This window comes from Desulfobacter sp. (assembly GCA_028768525.1).
In the GTDB taxonomy this organism is placed as follows: Bacteria; Desulfobacterota; Desulfobacteria; order Desulfobacterales; family Desulfobacteraceae; genus Desulfobacter.
Window position 1 is genome coordinate 3,474,520 of the sequence record CP054837.1, and the last position, 13,784, is coordinate 3,488,303.

The window sequence follows — 13,784 nt, forward strand, 5'->3', positions numbered from 1 at the left end:
TATGGAATTAAAATCCCTGGTCCTGGGACTGGTCATGTCCATGGGGGCCTTTGCCCTGAAAAGCGGGGCCGGCATGGGCTATCTCATGGCCGACGGCCGGAAGTGGCCGGTGCAGGCCGGCCGCACCCTGGCCTTTGCCGCCGGATACGGGGCGGTTTTCCTCCTCTCCTGGGGGATTCTTTCCCATGTGGACCTCACCGCCCACCTGGCGGATTTCACCCTGCTGTTTAAATCCGGAATGACCCTCCACCTCATCCTGGCCGTCCTGGTCATGGCCTGGGGGGCGGGGCTCCTTGGGGCCGCCGGAAAGGGGGGGGATGAGGGTCAAATACCCGGGCCGCCTGATGCTCAGCCATCTAATGCCCGGCCGACCAAAGCTTGGCCCTCAAGGGCCCGGCCCTCCCGGGCCTGGATGGCCCTGGCCGTTCCCTGTCCGGTATGCTTTGCCGTGATTCTGCTCAGTTCCGGGTTCCTGGCCGCCCTCTACCCGGGGCAGACCCGGGTATTTATCTGGCTCTATCTCGGGTTCGTTTCTTCCGCCATCGGGGCGGCCCTCCTGGTATCCCGGGCCGCCCGGGGCCGGGCCGAAAACCTGCTGGGCACCATCATGGTCTATATTTCAGGATACTTCATCCTTTCGGTGCTTCTGGTGCCCCAGTGGGCGGACCTGGGACGGATTTACCGGATCAGCCTCTCCCATTCAGTTGGGGCGGCGGGGCCGGCCGTTTCATGGGCCGGACTTGTGATACTCATTTTACTGGCATTCTGCCTGGGATTTTTCCGGGCGCCTGAAAAGGAACTCATTTAAATGCAGATACTCGCCCTTTTAAAAACCTTTATCTATCTCATCGCCTCATCCCTTTTTCTCCCGGTGCTGGCAATCCTCTCCTGCCTCTTTGTCTGGATGGTTATCCATGCCGGGGGATTTTTCCGGCAGTGGCTGGGCCGCCGCCGGCTTGCAAAAACAGACTGCCTGCCCCAAAAAATTATGGCGGGCGAAGCCGAATCCTGTCTGCCGCCCCGGGTCAGCCGGGCGGCCCGGGCCATTGCAAAAGACCCGGAGCCGGTGCGGGTGACCAACCTTTTGAGGGACACGGAGCACGGGATGTGGAAATCCCTGGATCCCTTGAAAATCATCATCCGGGTGGGGCCGGGGCTGGGCCTCATCGGCACCCTCATCCCCATGGGAACCGGCCTGGCCTCCCTGGGCCAGGGGGATTTAAGCCAGTTGAGCCGGGACCTGGTGGTGGCCTTTACCACCACGGTGGTGGGCATGGCCCTGGGGCTGGCCGCCTACTGCCTGTTCACGGTGCAGCGGCGGTGGGTGGAGCAGGATGTGAAAAATATCCAGCTGGCCGCAGAACTGCTGGCATCGGGTGCCGCCGCTGAAGCAAACGCCGCAAACCCAGCCAAAGCAGCGAATGCAGGCAAAGCACCGAAAGCGGGGACCGGGGAACGCCGACCCGGAAAACCGGAGAACGCAAATGCGATATCTTAAGCCGGCCCAGGACAGGGGCAGCGGACTCTCGGACAACGATCCCCTCAGCGGGGTGGCCAACCTCTTCGACCTGGGGCTGGTGTTCATCGTGGGACTGCTCATCGCTTTATTCGGGGCCTACCACCTGGAAGACCTGCTGTCGGAGAACTCCGAATTCACCATGGTCAAGCAGAACCAGGACGGCACCATGGAAATCATCGCTAAAAAGGGAAAGAAAATCGACGCCATGCGGGTGACCGAGGAAAAGGCCAAGGGCCGTGGCCAGCGCCTGGGCACCGCCTATAAGCTGGCTGACGGATCAATGATTTATATACCGGATACTGCCCATGAAAACTAAATTTCTGATTTGGCTGGTGTTGCTGGTTGTCCTGCCCATTCTGCCCGCCGGGGCAGCGGACCGGCCGGACATGGTGCTCATGGTCCTGGACCAGAATGCCTATGTGGTGGATCGTGCCGTTGAAAAATTAAAACAGGACCTGGATAGGGATCTGGATGTCCGGGTGGTGACGGTGGCGGATATCGCCCAGAAGCTCGATGAAACCAAGGCGCTCACGGCCGGCGCCCCCGTGATCGTGGTGGATGTCATGGGCCGGGAACTGAAGCAGTTTGTAACGGATCACGTGGATGCCACCGCCAAAACCGTCTATGCCCTGAGGGGATCCCTGGACGACGAAACGTTGAAGAAACAGGGACTGATATTCGATCCCGAGGTGGCGGAATATTTCCGCCATTTGACCCTTGAAAATGTGGAGAACATGATTCGATTGGTGGGGGCCCGCCACAAGGATGGCGCCATCTCCTACGGCCCGGTGAAACCCATCATCTCCCCGGGCCTCTTCCATCCCGATGCCCCGGCCCTGTTCACCGATGTCCGGGCCTACCTGGACTGGCAAAACGCCCAGCCGAACTATGATTCCGGCCGCCCCTTTGTCGGGCTGGTTTTTTTCACCTCCTTTTTAAATCCCGGCCAGCGGGCCCCTGTGGCCGCCGCCATCCGCCGCCTGGAGGCCGAAGGCTTCAACGTCCTGCCCTGTTTCGGCCGGGAGCGGGATATCTTCAAAAAATTCCTTTTGGACGGCCAGGGCCGTTCCCGGGTTCGCCTGGTCCTGGCCTGGTCCTTTAAATTCTACAACGCCCTGACCCCGGAACTGGCCGAGCGGGTCGAACAACTGGATGTGCCCCTGTTCTCGGGTATCAGCCTCTATAAAAATACGGTCTCCCAATGGCGGGAAAGCCCCCAGGGCATCGACACCCTGGAGGTGGCCTGGTCCGTGGCCGTGCCCGAGCTGTCCGGGCTCATCGAACCCACGGTGCTTTCGGGCAAGGAGAAGGTCCTGGATCCTGAAACCGGCAAAACCCATTTTCAATCCCTGCCCGTGGATGAAAATTTTGACCGCCTCATCCCCAGGATAAAAAAATGGCTGGTTCTCCAGGATAAGCCTAACAAGGATAAAAAGGTGGCGGTGATGTTTTACAACCACCACCAGGGCAAGCAGAATGTCGGGGCCTCCTACCTCAACGTATTCAGGAGCCTGTCCCGGATTCAGGGGGCCATGGAAAAGGCCGGATATTGCACCGGCGATCTCATGTCCGAAGCGGAAATCAAGGATTTGATTCTCACTTCGGCCCGGAATATCGGCACCTGGGCCCCGGGCGAGCTGGACCGGCTCCTTGAGGGGGGCCGGCTGGTCCATTTGCCCAGAAGCGAGTACCTGAAATGGTTTGAGGCCCTGCCCGAAGATTTCAAGGCCAGGGTGGTGGCGCAGTGGGGACTGCCGGAGGCGTCCAAAATCATGGTCAAAGGCGATGATTTTATTATCCCTGCAGTGGAGATCGGCAACCTGGTGCTCCTGCCCGAGCCGGTCCGAGGCTGGGGGGACGATCCCGACAAGCTTTACCACAGCGACACCCTCTATCCCCACCACCAATACCTGGCCGCCTATCTCTGGCTGCAGAAAAAGTTCAAGGCCGACGCCATGATCCACCTGGGCACCCATGCCACCTATGAGTGGACCCCGGGAAAGCAGGTCGGCCTCTCCCCTTCCTGCCCCCCCGAGGTGCTGATCACGGACATCCCCAACCTTTATCCCTATATCGTGGATGATGTGGGGGAGGCCATCCAGGCCAAGCGGCGGGGCCGGGGGGTGATGATTTCCCACCTTACCCCGGTGCTGAAACAGACCGGGGATTACGGGGAATACAGCCGCATGGCCGACCTGGTGAACCAATACCAGCAGGCCCGGGCCAAAAGCCCGGCCCTGGCCGCTGAGAAATACAAGGCACTCATGGCCCTGGCCGGCCCCACCGGGATCCTCAAGGATCTTGAAGCCGAAGGAATGACCCATGGGGCGGGGCCCGCCGGAAACAGCCCCGCGGCAGACAGCATTTCGGAGGCGGCGCAGGAGGAAATGGTCCATCTGCTGGGGCATTATTTGGAAGAGATCCGGGAAAACCTCATGCCCTTCGGGATGCACACCTTCGGCCAATCCCCGGACCCGGAGGCATCCAGGGAAATGACGGCGGCGATATGCAAACTCAATTCCGGCGAGACCCCGGAAGGGATTTCAAAGAAACTGGCCCGGTCCGGCCCGGCGGAGCTGGAGGCCTTGATCCGGGGGCTTGACGGACGTTTTGTCCCCCCCGGTCCGGGCAATGACCCGGTGCGCAACCCGGGCGCCCTTCCCACGGGGAGAAATCTCTACGGCTTCAACCCGGGCAAGCTGCCCAGCCCGGCGGCCTGGGAACTGGGGAAAACGGCGGCCCGGCAGATCATCCAGGATCACATGGACAAGCAGGGCAGCTGGCCCAATAAGGTGGCCGTGGTCCTCTGGGCCGTGGAAACCCTGAGGAACGAGGGGGTGAACGAATCCACCATCCTCTATCTCATCGGGGCCAAACCCCGGTGGTCCCCATCGGGACGGGTGCTGGGGGTTGATATCATCCCCGGGCCTGAACTGGGCCGGCCCAGGATCGATGTAATGATCAATGCCTCGGGCCTCTACCGGGATGTGTTCCCCGAAAAGCTAGCCTTCATCGACAAGGCCATCCGCCTGGCCGAAGCCCAGACCGACGTGGAAAATCTCATTGCCCGGAATTCCGCCGCCGTCAAAACCCGGCTCATACGGGAGGGCATGGACGAAAAAGAGGCGGAAAAATTGTCCCGGTTCAGGGTCTTTTCCGAGCGGCCCGGGGCCTACGGCACCGGTGTGAGTGAAATGGCCTCCAACTCTGCCAAATGGGACGACCCGGACCGGGTGGTGGATGTATTCCAGAACCGCATGGGGTTTGCCTTCGGAGACGGGGCCTGGGGCGTTCCGGCCAAGGCGGGGCTCCGTGCCCAGCTGGCCGGGGTGGACGTGACCGTCCAGTCCAGCTCCTCCAATGTTTACGGCCTCCTGGACAACGACGATTTTTTCCAGTACCTGGGGGGGCTGTCCATGGCCGTGCGCAAAGAATCGGGAAAGGCCCCCCAAACCCTGGTGACCCGGCAGAAGTCCGCCGGCCGGGTGGGGGTGGAAGATGCGGCCAAAAGCCTGGGCCGGGAGATGCGCTCCCGCTATCTCAATCCCAAGTGGATACGGGGGATGCAGGCCGAGGATTATGCCGGTGCCAAGGCCATGGCCGATTATGTGGAATACCTCTGGGGCTGGAACATGACCAATCCGGAAAAGGTGGACAAAGCCAAATGGGAGCAGACCTTTGCCGTTTACGTTGAAGACAAGCACGATTTAAATATGAAAGAATTTTTCGACAAGGCATCCCCCTGGGCCTTTCAGTCCATCACCGGGAGGATGCTGGAGACCCACCGCAAGGGCTACTGGCAGGCCGAAGACAAGGTGCTCAAAAAACTGGCGGCCCGGTATGCCGTCTCAGTGGTGGAAAAAGGGGTGGCCTGCTGCGACCATACATGCAATAATCCCATGCTTAACCAGATGGTTATGTCCATTATTTCCATTCCCGGTGTCCTCAGCCCGGAGATGGCCGAACAATTTAAAATCGCCGTGGAGCAGGCCGCCCAAAAATCCCTGGAAGACCAGGTAAAAGAGCGGCAGGAACTGCTCCGTCAATTGTCGGCCCCGGCCAAAGAGGCCGCGCCCCGGAAAACCGACAACGGGGCAAAGCAAGCCGAAGTGGAAGGCTTTAAGATGGAAAAGATGAATCAAGCCGATGACCGCACCCAGATGACCTCCTCGGGCATGGAATGGACGGCCCTGGCAGGTGTGGTGCTCATCATGGCCCTGGCCGCATTCGGGGCAAGAAAAAAAGGAGAATGAGATGAAACGAATGATGCATGCGAGTTTCTTTACCCTGTTCACTCTGATGTTAACCCTGGCCCTGTGCCAGCCGCTCCAGGCCCAGGCGGGCAGCAATAATGAAAAAGAGGGTATCCAGGCCGCCGCCACCTGGCTGGACCTGGTGGACAGTGGGGCCTACGGCCTTTCCTGGGCCGGTGCCGGCAAGGTGTTTAAAGCCGCCGTCAGCCAGGGGCAGTGGGACAGCACCGCCGCCGCCGTGCGGGGCCCCCTGGGAAAATTGGTCCACCGGAAGCTTGATTTCCATCAATTGTCCGACACCCTGGCCGGGATGCCCGACGGGCTATACCTGAGCCTCAGGTACATGACGAAATTCGAAAAAAAGGCCCATGCCCTGGAAACCCTCACCCTGGTAAAAGAGGATGACGGCGTTTTCCGGGTCATCGGCTATTTCATCAAATAATCGCCCGGCCGTATTTCGTGGGGTAGAGGGGAAAGTCGATTGGGGGCCCACCCAGGTCATTCTACCTGGCTGTTAAACAGAAAGCCCCCCATTTTTGAACTGAGCATATGCAAAAGCAGGGCGGCAAAAGCGGCCCTGCTTTTTATTTTCAATCCCCTTACCTGGGAAGGCCGTAGGTGCCGTCGGCAATTTTCCAGCTGCCGCCTTCTTTGACCAGGGTCAGGATTTCGTCCAGTTTGTGTTCATCCTGCAGGCTGAACATATCAGCCATGATTTTGTAGAAGGAATTGATGTTCCGTTCCTTGATGCCGGTGATCAGGACCTTGGCCGTTGTATCATCGGAATGGAGGACCTCGGTTTTAATATCCGACAGGCACATTCTATAGTAGCTGGTCTTGTATCCCTCTTTGACCGCCCTTTTTTCAAGCCGGTCAAAGTAGACTTCCATGGTGTTTTTATCGTCTTCGGTCACCTTGGCCTCTTCGGACAGGAAGGCCTCCATGCCGGGGTCCTGCATGAAAAAGGCCTTGCTGAAATCCACTGCCACCTCTTCGGGTGACGCGGCAAAAGCGGCGGATAAGTTGATGCAGAGCCCCAGGACCAGGGCGGTGACAGCTAAATAAAGGGTGCGGGTGGTTTTCATATGGTATATCTCCTTTTGTATCCATATTTTATGGTTTGTCGGGCGCCAAGCCTGCGCCCGGTAAAAAAGTGGAGAATATACCAGAAACCCGGGATAAGGGCAATGAAATGCGGTTTCCCTGAACGGGCTGCCTGACTGGGGGAGCGCAGGCCCCTGTTCCGGCTTGAAAGCGGCCGTCTTTGATTGAAGTCCCCGGCCCTATTTCACCGGGTCCAGGGCATAGATGGGGGCCGGAAGCTGTTCCGTGGTAACAAAGATCCGCCCCGATTCATGGTCGATGCACAGGGCCTCCCGCTGGATCAGTTCCCCGGTTTCAGGCAGGGGCAGGGGGATCAGCTCAGGCGGGGATTGAACCGCCTGGTCCCAGTCCCGGCCCGGCTGGCGCCTGAAAAGGTAGGCATGCTTATAGGTGAGGATGACAAGGGTGGCGCCGTCGGCTGAGATATCCATGGCCGTGGGCCAGGACCTGTATTTCCCGTATTTTTCCTTGAGGTCCGCCGGGGTGGGCTGGGGAAGGGTCTCGATCCTTGCAATGGGTTTTGCCCTATACACCCTGTCCTTGTTTTCAATACCCCGGGGCGGAAGAACCAGGGGGAGTTCATAAAGGGTCGGATATTTTTCCCGCTTGCTCAGCAGTAAAATCCTTTTGTTGGGGCTGTCAACGGCCACGGCCTCACAGTCCCGGGGCCCGTCTTCATACCTGAATTGCATCTGCCAGCCCAGGGGCAGCGGCTGGGCTTCCCCTTGGGCGGGGTCCGGCTCCCTGACAAAGAAGAGGGTGCAGACCTCCCTCTGTGCCCGATTGTCCCCCACGTCGGCAATGACCAGAAAATTTTGGTCCCCGTGGCTGAAGCCGGAGAGATCCTCCCAGTCGGTATTTTCCACCCCTTGAACGGAATGTTCGCCCAACAGCTGACCGTCCGAGGATACCAGGTACAGGTACGGGCGGTTGCCGCTGTCATTGACCATCCACAGCCCCTTTTCTTTCCGGCGGGAGGCACAGAGTCCGGAGATTTCCTGGATCCGGCTGTCCGACATGGCGCCGCACTTAACCGCCTCACTGTAGGGTGCATGTTTGAGCGGGGTTTCTTTTCCGGCTGCGGTGCCGGCGGTCAGCATCAGAAAGGTGCAGAGAATGATCTGTTTTATTAATGTGGGTTTCATAAGAGATCTCTTTTATCATGGACCATTCCCGGGATCAAGCGGCCAGCACCGCCCCCAGGGCCACGGTGAACTGGGGGGCTTCGGTCACGTGGATATCGCAGAGCAGGGCGTCCTCCAGGCTGTAGATGAGCCCCTGGTTCATGGCCGGGCCGCCGTCGGCAAAGACCGCCTCTTCCAGGGGGGAGGCGCCGGCCAGGTTGGCGATGCGCCGGGCCACTGCATTGTTGATGCCCTGGATAATGGCGCCTTTGGCAACGTCCTGGGCCATCAGGGAGACGATTTCACTTTCGGCGAATACGGCGCAGGTGGCGTTGATGGCCGCCGGGGCCGTTCCTTCATCCGCGGCAAAATCATCCAGGGGGGTGTCCAGAATCCGGGCGGCCATTTCGAAAAAACGGCCGGTGCCGGCGGCGCATTTGTCATTCATGCGGAAGTCCGTTACCCGGCCTTCCCGGGAAAGGGAGATGATTTTAACATCCTGTCCCCCGATGTTGATGAGGGTCCGGGCCCGGCCCTGGGTCAGAAAATGGATGCCTGCGGCATTGGCGGTGATTTCATCCACCACATGGTCGGAGTCGGGGATGAGGTTTCTGCCGTATCCGGTGACACAGGTCTTTTCAATATCGTCCGGGCCGGCACTAAGGTCCTTGAGCCCCTCCCGGATCAGTGCCTCCACCACCCCGGACTGCCCCGGGCGGGTGGGGGTCACCTTTTTCCACAGGATGCGGGTCTCCGGGGAGACAAAGACCATTTTGATGCCGGTGCTGCCCACGTCAATGCCGATTTTCATTTTATATTTCCTTTTTCTTTTAATTCAGGGCGGTTTCAATGGTTCGGTTTTCAGCCGCTGTCTCCGGCCCGGCGGCGATGCTCCTGCCGAAGGCCTCCAGCCGGGTGACGATATTCTGCTCATCGGATTTGACGTAATCGGTTTCGATTTTTAGAAACCGGATCCCTTCGGCCTTGAGCCGCTCTTCCGCCAGGCCGGCCTCCATGTCAAAGGGATGGCATCCCTTGAGCACATGGAAAACCACCCCGCGGATTTTGTTCTGCCGGACCTGGGCCACCAGCCGGTTCATCCGCCTGGCATTGTCGGCAAAGGTGGGGCAGGTGCAGGCCCGGTGGTGGCGGTCGGCCAGGGCCTTGATCAAACTGTATTCCGAATTGTCCCTAGGGGCGGTGAGCCCGGGAAAGACCCGTTCCATGGTGCAGATATCGTCGCCGGCAATGTGCATCCCCGCATTTTCAATGAGGTCCAGCATCTTATAATTGGGAAAAACAATGGGGCTGCCGGTGAGAAATACCGGAGGCCTGGTTTCGGCAGGTGCCCGGCTGCCGGCCATGTAGTCCAGGAGGGCCTGGTGCCAGGCATTGATGTCCATCAGGGAAAAGGCATTCATGATCAGGGCGAAGTGGGCGGCGGGGAGGGCCTGGGTCCGTCGCAGGGACAGGAGACGCTCAAAGGATGGGGCTGCCCTGTTGAATTCCCTGACCGCTGAAAGCAGGGCTTTGGGGCGAATCCGCCGGCCGGTGCGTTTTTCAACCCAGGTTTTCAGTTCTTTGACAGCCCCGGTCCAGCGCCGGGCCGCCGCCTCCCCCTCCCTCAGGTGGGGCAGTTCCATGAAATGGATGGGGGCGGTTTCCCGGAAGCCTGCCAGTTCAGGGAATTTGACCATCCAGTCACAGGTGGTGGGGACCACCAGGCTTAGGTCCTGTGCCTCCCCGGCCATGGCCAGCAGGCCGGCCATGGATTTGGCCATGGGGCAGGCCAGGGCGGGCAGGTGCCTGGGGGCCGTATCCGCCGTTGCAAAGGAGCCGCAGGCCAGCCGTGAATGCCCTATGCCGGCGGCGTGGAAGAGTTCGGGCGGGGCCTGGACGCACAATGAAAAAATCTTTGGGGCCAAAGCCCCCGCTGTTCTTTCCCTGAGGTCCGTGGAAGATTGGGTCAGCCGCTCCAGGAAGGGGGCGAGACCGGTCCGGTCCGCCGGGTCCAGGGATTCCGCCACGGCCCGGCATTCCTGGTCCATCTCCGTCCGGATTCTTTTCAGCAGCCTCTCCCGGCGGGAGGGTCTGGGGGATGGGGTCATGATTTTTTGCTCCATTTCCGGGTCTGGTATTCCCTGGAAGAGGTAAACAGGGGGAAGCCCAGCCATTTAAAGGTCAGGGTGGTGTCGGTGGGGCAGGATTCCGCGCAGCTCATGCAGCCCATGCAGTCCTGGGACATCACGTTCTTCTGCTTTTTTTCAAGGAAGGTGTCGGCAATGTCCACGGGGCAGATCCGTTCGCAGTTCCCGCACCCCGAACAGGTGGCCACATTTTTTTCAAACCGGACCGGGCTCAGTTTAGAGAAGAGGTGCATCAGGGCCAGCATGGGGCAGAACATGCAGAAAAACCGCTCCTTGAAAAAGATGCCCGCCAGGAATCCGCCGGTGAGCACCATGGCCGTCAGGGTAAACCCCATGGTCACGGCGTTGGTGAAGTCAATGTGGACATGGGAGAAATTGCCCTCGAACATGGGCAGGATCACCCGCCCCGGGCAGATCTGGCAAAAGGGCACCACCCAGTCGGGGTGGAGGCCGAAATTGGCCATGGACAGGGGGATGATGACCATCAGGGCCAGCAGCACGTACTTCACCGGTTTGATGGCCCCCCGCTGTTTCCGGGTCATGACCATGGGCCGGATCCCCAGTTTTTTCCGGATCCAGGTGAGCCAGTCCTGGAAGAGGCAGAAGGGACAGATCCAGGCGCACCAGAGTTTGGACAGGGGGGCGAAAAAGAGCAGAAAGAGCCCCAGGGGCCAGAGCATGTCCAGCACCGCCGGGGAGAATATCCGGTCAAAGGCGGTCTGCCACCCCACCAGGGGGCGCTGGAAGGCCATGAGATAGCAGTGGCCCGCGCAGCCCTGGACATAGGGGCAGGCAAAACAGGGCAGGGAACTGCCCAGGTGGATGCCCAGACGCTGGCCGTAGATGAGAAGGACAAAGAAGAGATGCTGGCTGATCTGCCTTAATCGTTCCACCATGGGCGCCTCCTTTTGATCAGTACCCAGCCGGTGAAAAGGCAGAGGCTGCCGCCCATGGCCGCCCACCCGGCCATGTGATTGTCCTGGGCGGTCCTGGACCGGTGGAGTTTGAGGGTATAGGATGCCCGGACCCTTTGGCCGCCGCCCACCCGGTCCGTAAAGATGAGGTCCGTAAAGACGATGTCCTGGCGGAAGGCCGCGGCCCCCTGCCGGTTGAGGTCAAGGTCGTGGGCGGGGATATGGGTGCCGTCCGGGGGCAGGGGCCGGAGGGTTTCCCTTTCAACCACCTTGAATCCGCCTTCAGGCGTTGTCTCCGAACTGTCGGGGCCCCCCTGCCGGAGACGGAACCTGAATGCCTGGCCGGTCTGGGGCCAGTAGCCGCCCCGGTCCGGGGAGAGGGCCACAAAGGGGAGGGCGGCCAGGGCCGCCCGGGCATCCTGCCCCGCCGGTATCCGTTCCGCCGGTGTCTTTGAATTCCCCCAGAGGAAAAAAACGGCCGAGGCCGTCAGGATCCGGTCCCCGGCCCGGCCAAAGGCGTATACCCGCACCAGCCGCCTGTGGGAGCCGGTGATTTTAATTATGCCGTTTACCGGTTTAATGGTGTAAAGGTTCGGGGCCTCCCCCTCCCGGAAAAGCAGGTGGATGCCTTTTGCATTTTCCGGGCTCACCAGTTCAAAGGTCTGGGAGGCCTGGCCGTTGATCTCCTTTTTGAACTCCAGGTAGCTGAAGTAGAATTCGGGCCGCTCCGGGAGAGGCTTCCCCGGGGCCGGGGCGGCAGGGGCCAGGACCAGGCAGAGAAGGGCCGCCATGAGGGCAAGGCCCCCCCGGCATGGGCGTATACATTTTCTTCCTGCTGCCATTTGTTAAAAACTCAGGCTCATGCCCAGCTCCAGCTTTATCCCGTCGTCGGGGTATCCGTAGTGGGCCGCGTAGTCCTTGTCAAAGAGGTTGTGGACATTGGCGAATACCACCCCCTTATTGCCCATCAGGGTGACCGGCCGGCTCAGCTTCACATCGGTGGTCAGGTAGGGATCCAGCCGTTCCGCCTCGGTGTTGTCATTGTCCGAGTATTGTTTGGAATACCCCCTTGTGGTCCATTCCAGCCGGGTCTTGGTGAAAATTTCGGTTTTGAAGATCAATTTTGCCGAATGGGCGGGGGCATAGCTCAGGTCTTTGTTGTTATCCTTGTTTTCCGTCTCCTGGAGGATATAGCTCAGCTCAATGCCGGTCTTGTCGGAGAGGGCGAATTTGGCAGCCGCTTCAATGCCCTGTTTATAAGCCCGGTCGATGTTTTCCGGCTCGCTGATATTGCTGCTGTCCCGCTGGTATTTGATCAGGTCATGGGAGTCGGTTCTGAACAGGGAAACCGAAAATTTGTGGCCTTCGGGAAAGCTGTGGTCCAGGCCCAGGCTCAGGGAGACAATTCTTTCCTTGTCCAGGTCCGGGTTCCCCCTAACCTGGTCCACGGCGCCGTGGCTGGGCTGGTAGAGCTGGCCGAAGCTGGGGATATGTTCGGTGTACCCGGCATTGGCCTTTACCTGGGTGGCCTTGGACAGGTTGAGGCTGGCCCCGGCATGGCCCCCGGGGGAAAAATCAAAGTCATTGGTATAGTCGCCCCGGGCCCCCAGGGTGTAAACCGCCGGTGCAGTGCGGATATTGTATTCGGTGTGGGCGGAGACCCGGGTTCTGTTGTGCTTGCCCGAGAGGGTGTGGTCCACCCGGTTGTGTTCGGCAAGCCCCCCGAATCTCAGTTCGTTTGTATTATCCCATTCCGAGAGGAAAAGGTCGGCCCCCATGCCGGCGGTGAGGGTGTCCAGTTTGGACGGGTCCCCGTTCTGGGCGGTTTCATCCAGCTGTTTCACGTCTGTCCAGGCCTTGAGGGTGTAATCTGTTTTGTCCGTAAATCCCTTGTATTTCATGTCCAGGCTGGCCTTTTCGTACCGCTGCCTGGCGCTGGGGGTGGGATTGTAGGTGGGGCCGGCAATGCCGTGGTCCGAAACATAGGCCTTGGCGTTGACCTGGAATTGCCTGCCCTCTTTTTTCCGGGCAAAACCCATGGTCAGGTGGGCCTGGTCCCTGTCGCTGTTGTCCCGCCGGCCGTCCTTGTGGGAGAGGCCGCCGGAGATTAGGAACTGGTTATCCCGGGTGTCCACCTGGCCGGTGGCGCTGAGGACGGCCAGGCCGTAGGAACCGCCGGCCACCCTTATTTTTCCCTTTTTCCCGGCCTTGCTGCTGGTCTTTTTCTGCCGGGTTTCGATATAAACGGCGCCGGCCGCGGCATCGGGCCCCAGCCACACCGGCACCGGCGGTTTGAACACGGTGATTTTTTTGACAATATCAATGGGGATGGAGCTGAGGTCCACCCCGCCGAACTGCATGGTGGCGGCGGGCCGCCCGTCAATGAGCACCAGCACGGCGCCGGAACCGCCCCCGCCCCGGATGGCGATGCGTGTGCCCAGGCCCCCTGCGCTGGGTTTGACATCCACCCCGGGCATGGCCCCGAGCACCTCCTGGACCTGGAGAAAATTGCGTTGTTCAATTTCCGCCGCCCCCATGCTCACCACCTGGGAGGGGTTCTGCCGGACAAAGTCTTCGATCTTGTCGCCCGTGACCACCACTTCGCCCAGATCCTGGGAGGGGGAGGGGCCGTGGCCGGCCACGGCCGTTCCCAGTCCCAATGAAATTCCAATGAGGGTGCATAAAATCAGCACCGGCCGTCTCACCCATCTGCCTTTTTCCAT

12 protein-coding genes are annotated in these 13,784 nt (G+C 60.1%); 5 read left to right on the forward strand and 7 right to left on the reverse strand.

Features of this window, described 5'->3' with window-relative positions:
• Position 1: 1 nt before the first annotated feature.
• From HUN04_15450 to HUN04_15470, 5 genes are read left to right on the forward strand one after another with little or no spacing between them, the layout of a single operon-like run.
• The gene (locus HUN04_15450; protein ID WDP91013.1) at positions 2-808 is read left to right on the forward strand and encodes a hypothetical protein; all 807 of its coding nucleotides are present in this window, start codon (positions 2-4) and stop codon (positions 806-808) included.
• Positions 809-1,498 (forward strand): MotA/TolQ/ExbB proton channel family protein, encoded by a 690-nt coding sequence (locus tag HUN04_15455; protein WDP91014.1) that lies wholly within the window; start codon positions 809-811, stop codon positions 1,496-1,498. It begins immediately after the preceding gene.
• The gene (locus tag HUN04_15460; GenBank protein WDP91015.1) at positions 1,485-1,835 is read left to right on the forward strand and encodes a DUF2149 domain-containing protein; all 351 of its coding nucleotides are present in this window, start codon (positions 1,485-1,487) and stop codon (positions 1,833-1,835) included. Before HUN04_15455 ends, HUN04_15460 begins: the two co-directional genes overlap by 14 nt.
• Complete coding sequence (locus HUN04_15465) at positions 1,825-5,772, forward strand: cobaltochelatase subunit CobN (protein WDP91016.1); 3,948 nt, start codon at positions 1,825-1,827, stop codon at positions 5,770-5,772. Before HUN04_15460 ends, HUN04_15465 begins: the two co-directional genes overlap by 11 nt.
• Before the next feature lies 1 nt (position 5,773).
• The gene (locus tag HUN04_15470; protein ID WDP91017.1) at positions 5,774-6,214 is read left to right on the forward strand and encodes a DUF4019 domain-containing protein; all 441 of its coding nucleotides are present in this window, start codon (positions 5,774-5,776) and stop codon (positions 6,212-6,214) included.
• Positions 6,215-6,371: 157 nt separating this feature from the next.
• On the opposite strand, the gene HUN04_15475 is transcribed toward HUN04_15470, so the two are convergent.
• The 7 genes from HUN04_15475 to HUN04_15505 all read right to left on the reverse strand — a co-directional run bounded on the left by HUN04_15475 (position 6,372) and on the right by HUN04_15505 (position 13,784).
• Entirely contained in the window at positions 6,372-6,857 is a 486-nt protein-coding gene (locus tag HUN04_15475) for a hypothetical protein (GenBank protein ID WDP91018.1), read from the reverse strand.
• Between the two features lie 198 nt (positions 6,858-7,055).
• Positions 7,056-8,021, reverse strand: a complete 966-nt coding sequence (locus tag HUN04_15480) for a hypothetical protein (GenBank protein WDP91019.1) — start codon at positions 8,019-8,021, stop codon at positions 7,056-7,058.
• A 34-nt stretch (positions 8,022-8,055) separates the two neighbouring features.
• A complete protein-coding gene (locus tag HUN04_15485) occupies positions 8,056-8,811 on the reverse strand; it encodes a hypothetical protein (GenBank protein WDP91020.1) in 756 nt (251 codons plus the stop codon).
• A gap of 19 nt (positions 8,812-8,830) precedes the next feature.
• The gene (locus tag HUN04_15490) at positions 8,831-10,108 is read right to left on the reverse strand and encodes a 2-hydroxyacyl-CoA dehydratase (GenBank protein WDP91021.1); all 1,278 of its coding nucleotides are present in this window, start codon (positions 10,106-10,108) and stop codon (positions 8,831-8,833) included.
• Positions 10,105-11,043, reverse strand: coding sequence for a 4Fe-4S binding protein (locus HUN04_15495; GenBank protein ID WDP91022.1), 939 nt, complete (start codon positions 11,041-11,043; stop codon positions 10,105-10,107). Before HUN04_15495 ends, HUN04_15490 begins: the two co-directional genes overlap by 4 nt.
• Positions 11,028-11,903, reverse strand: coding sequence for a hypothetical protein (locus HUN04_15500; protein WDP91023.1), 876 nt, complete (start codon positions 11,901-11,903; stop codon positions 11,028-11,030). The genes HUN04_15495 and HUN04_15500 overlap by 16 nt, the downstream gene beginning before the upstream one ends.
• Positions 11,904-11,906: 3 nt before the next feature.
• Entirely contained in the window at positions 11,907-13,784 is a 1,878-nt protein-coding gene (locus tag HUN04_15505; protein WDP91024.1) for a TonB-dependent receptor, read from the reverse strand.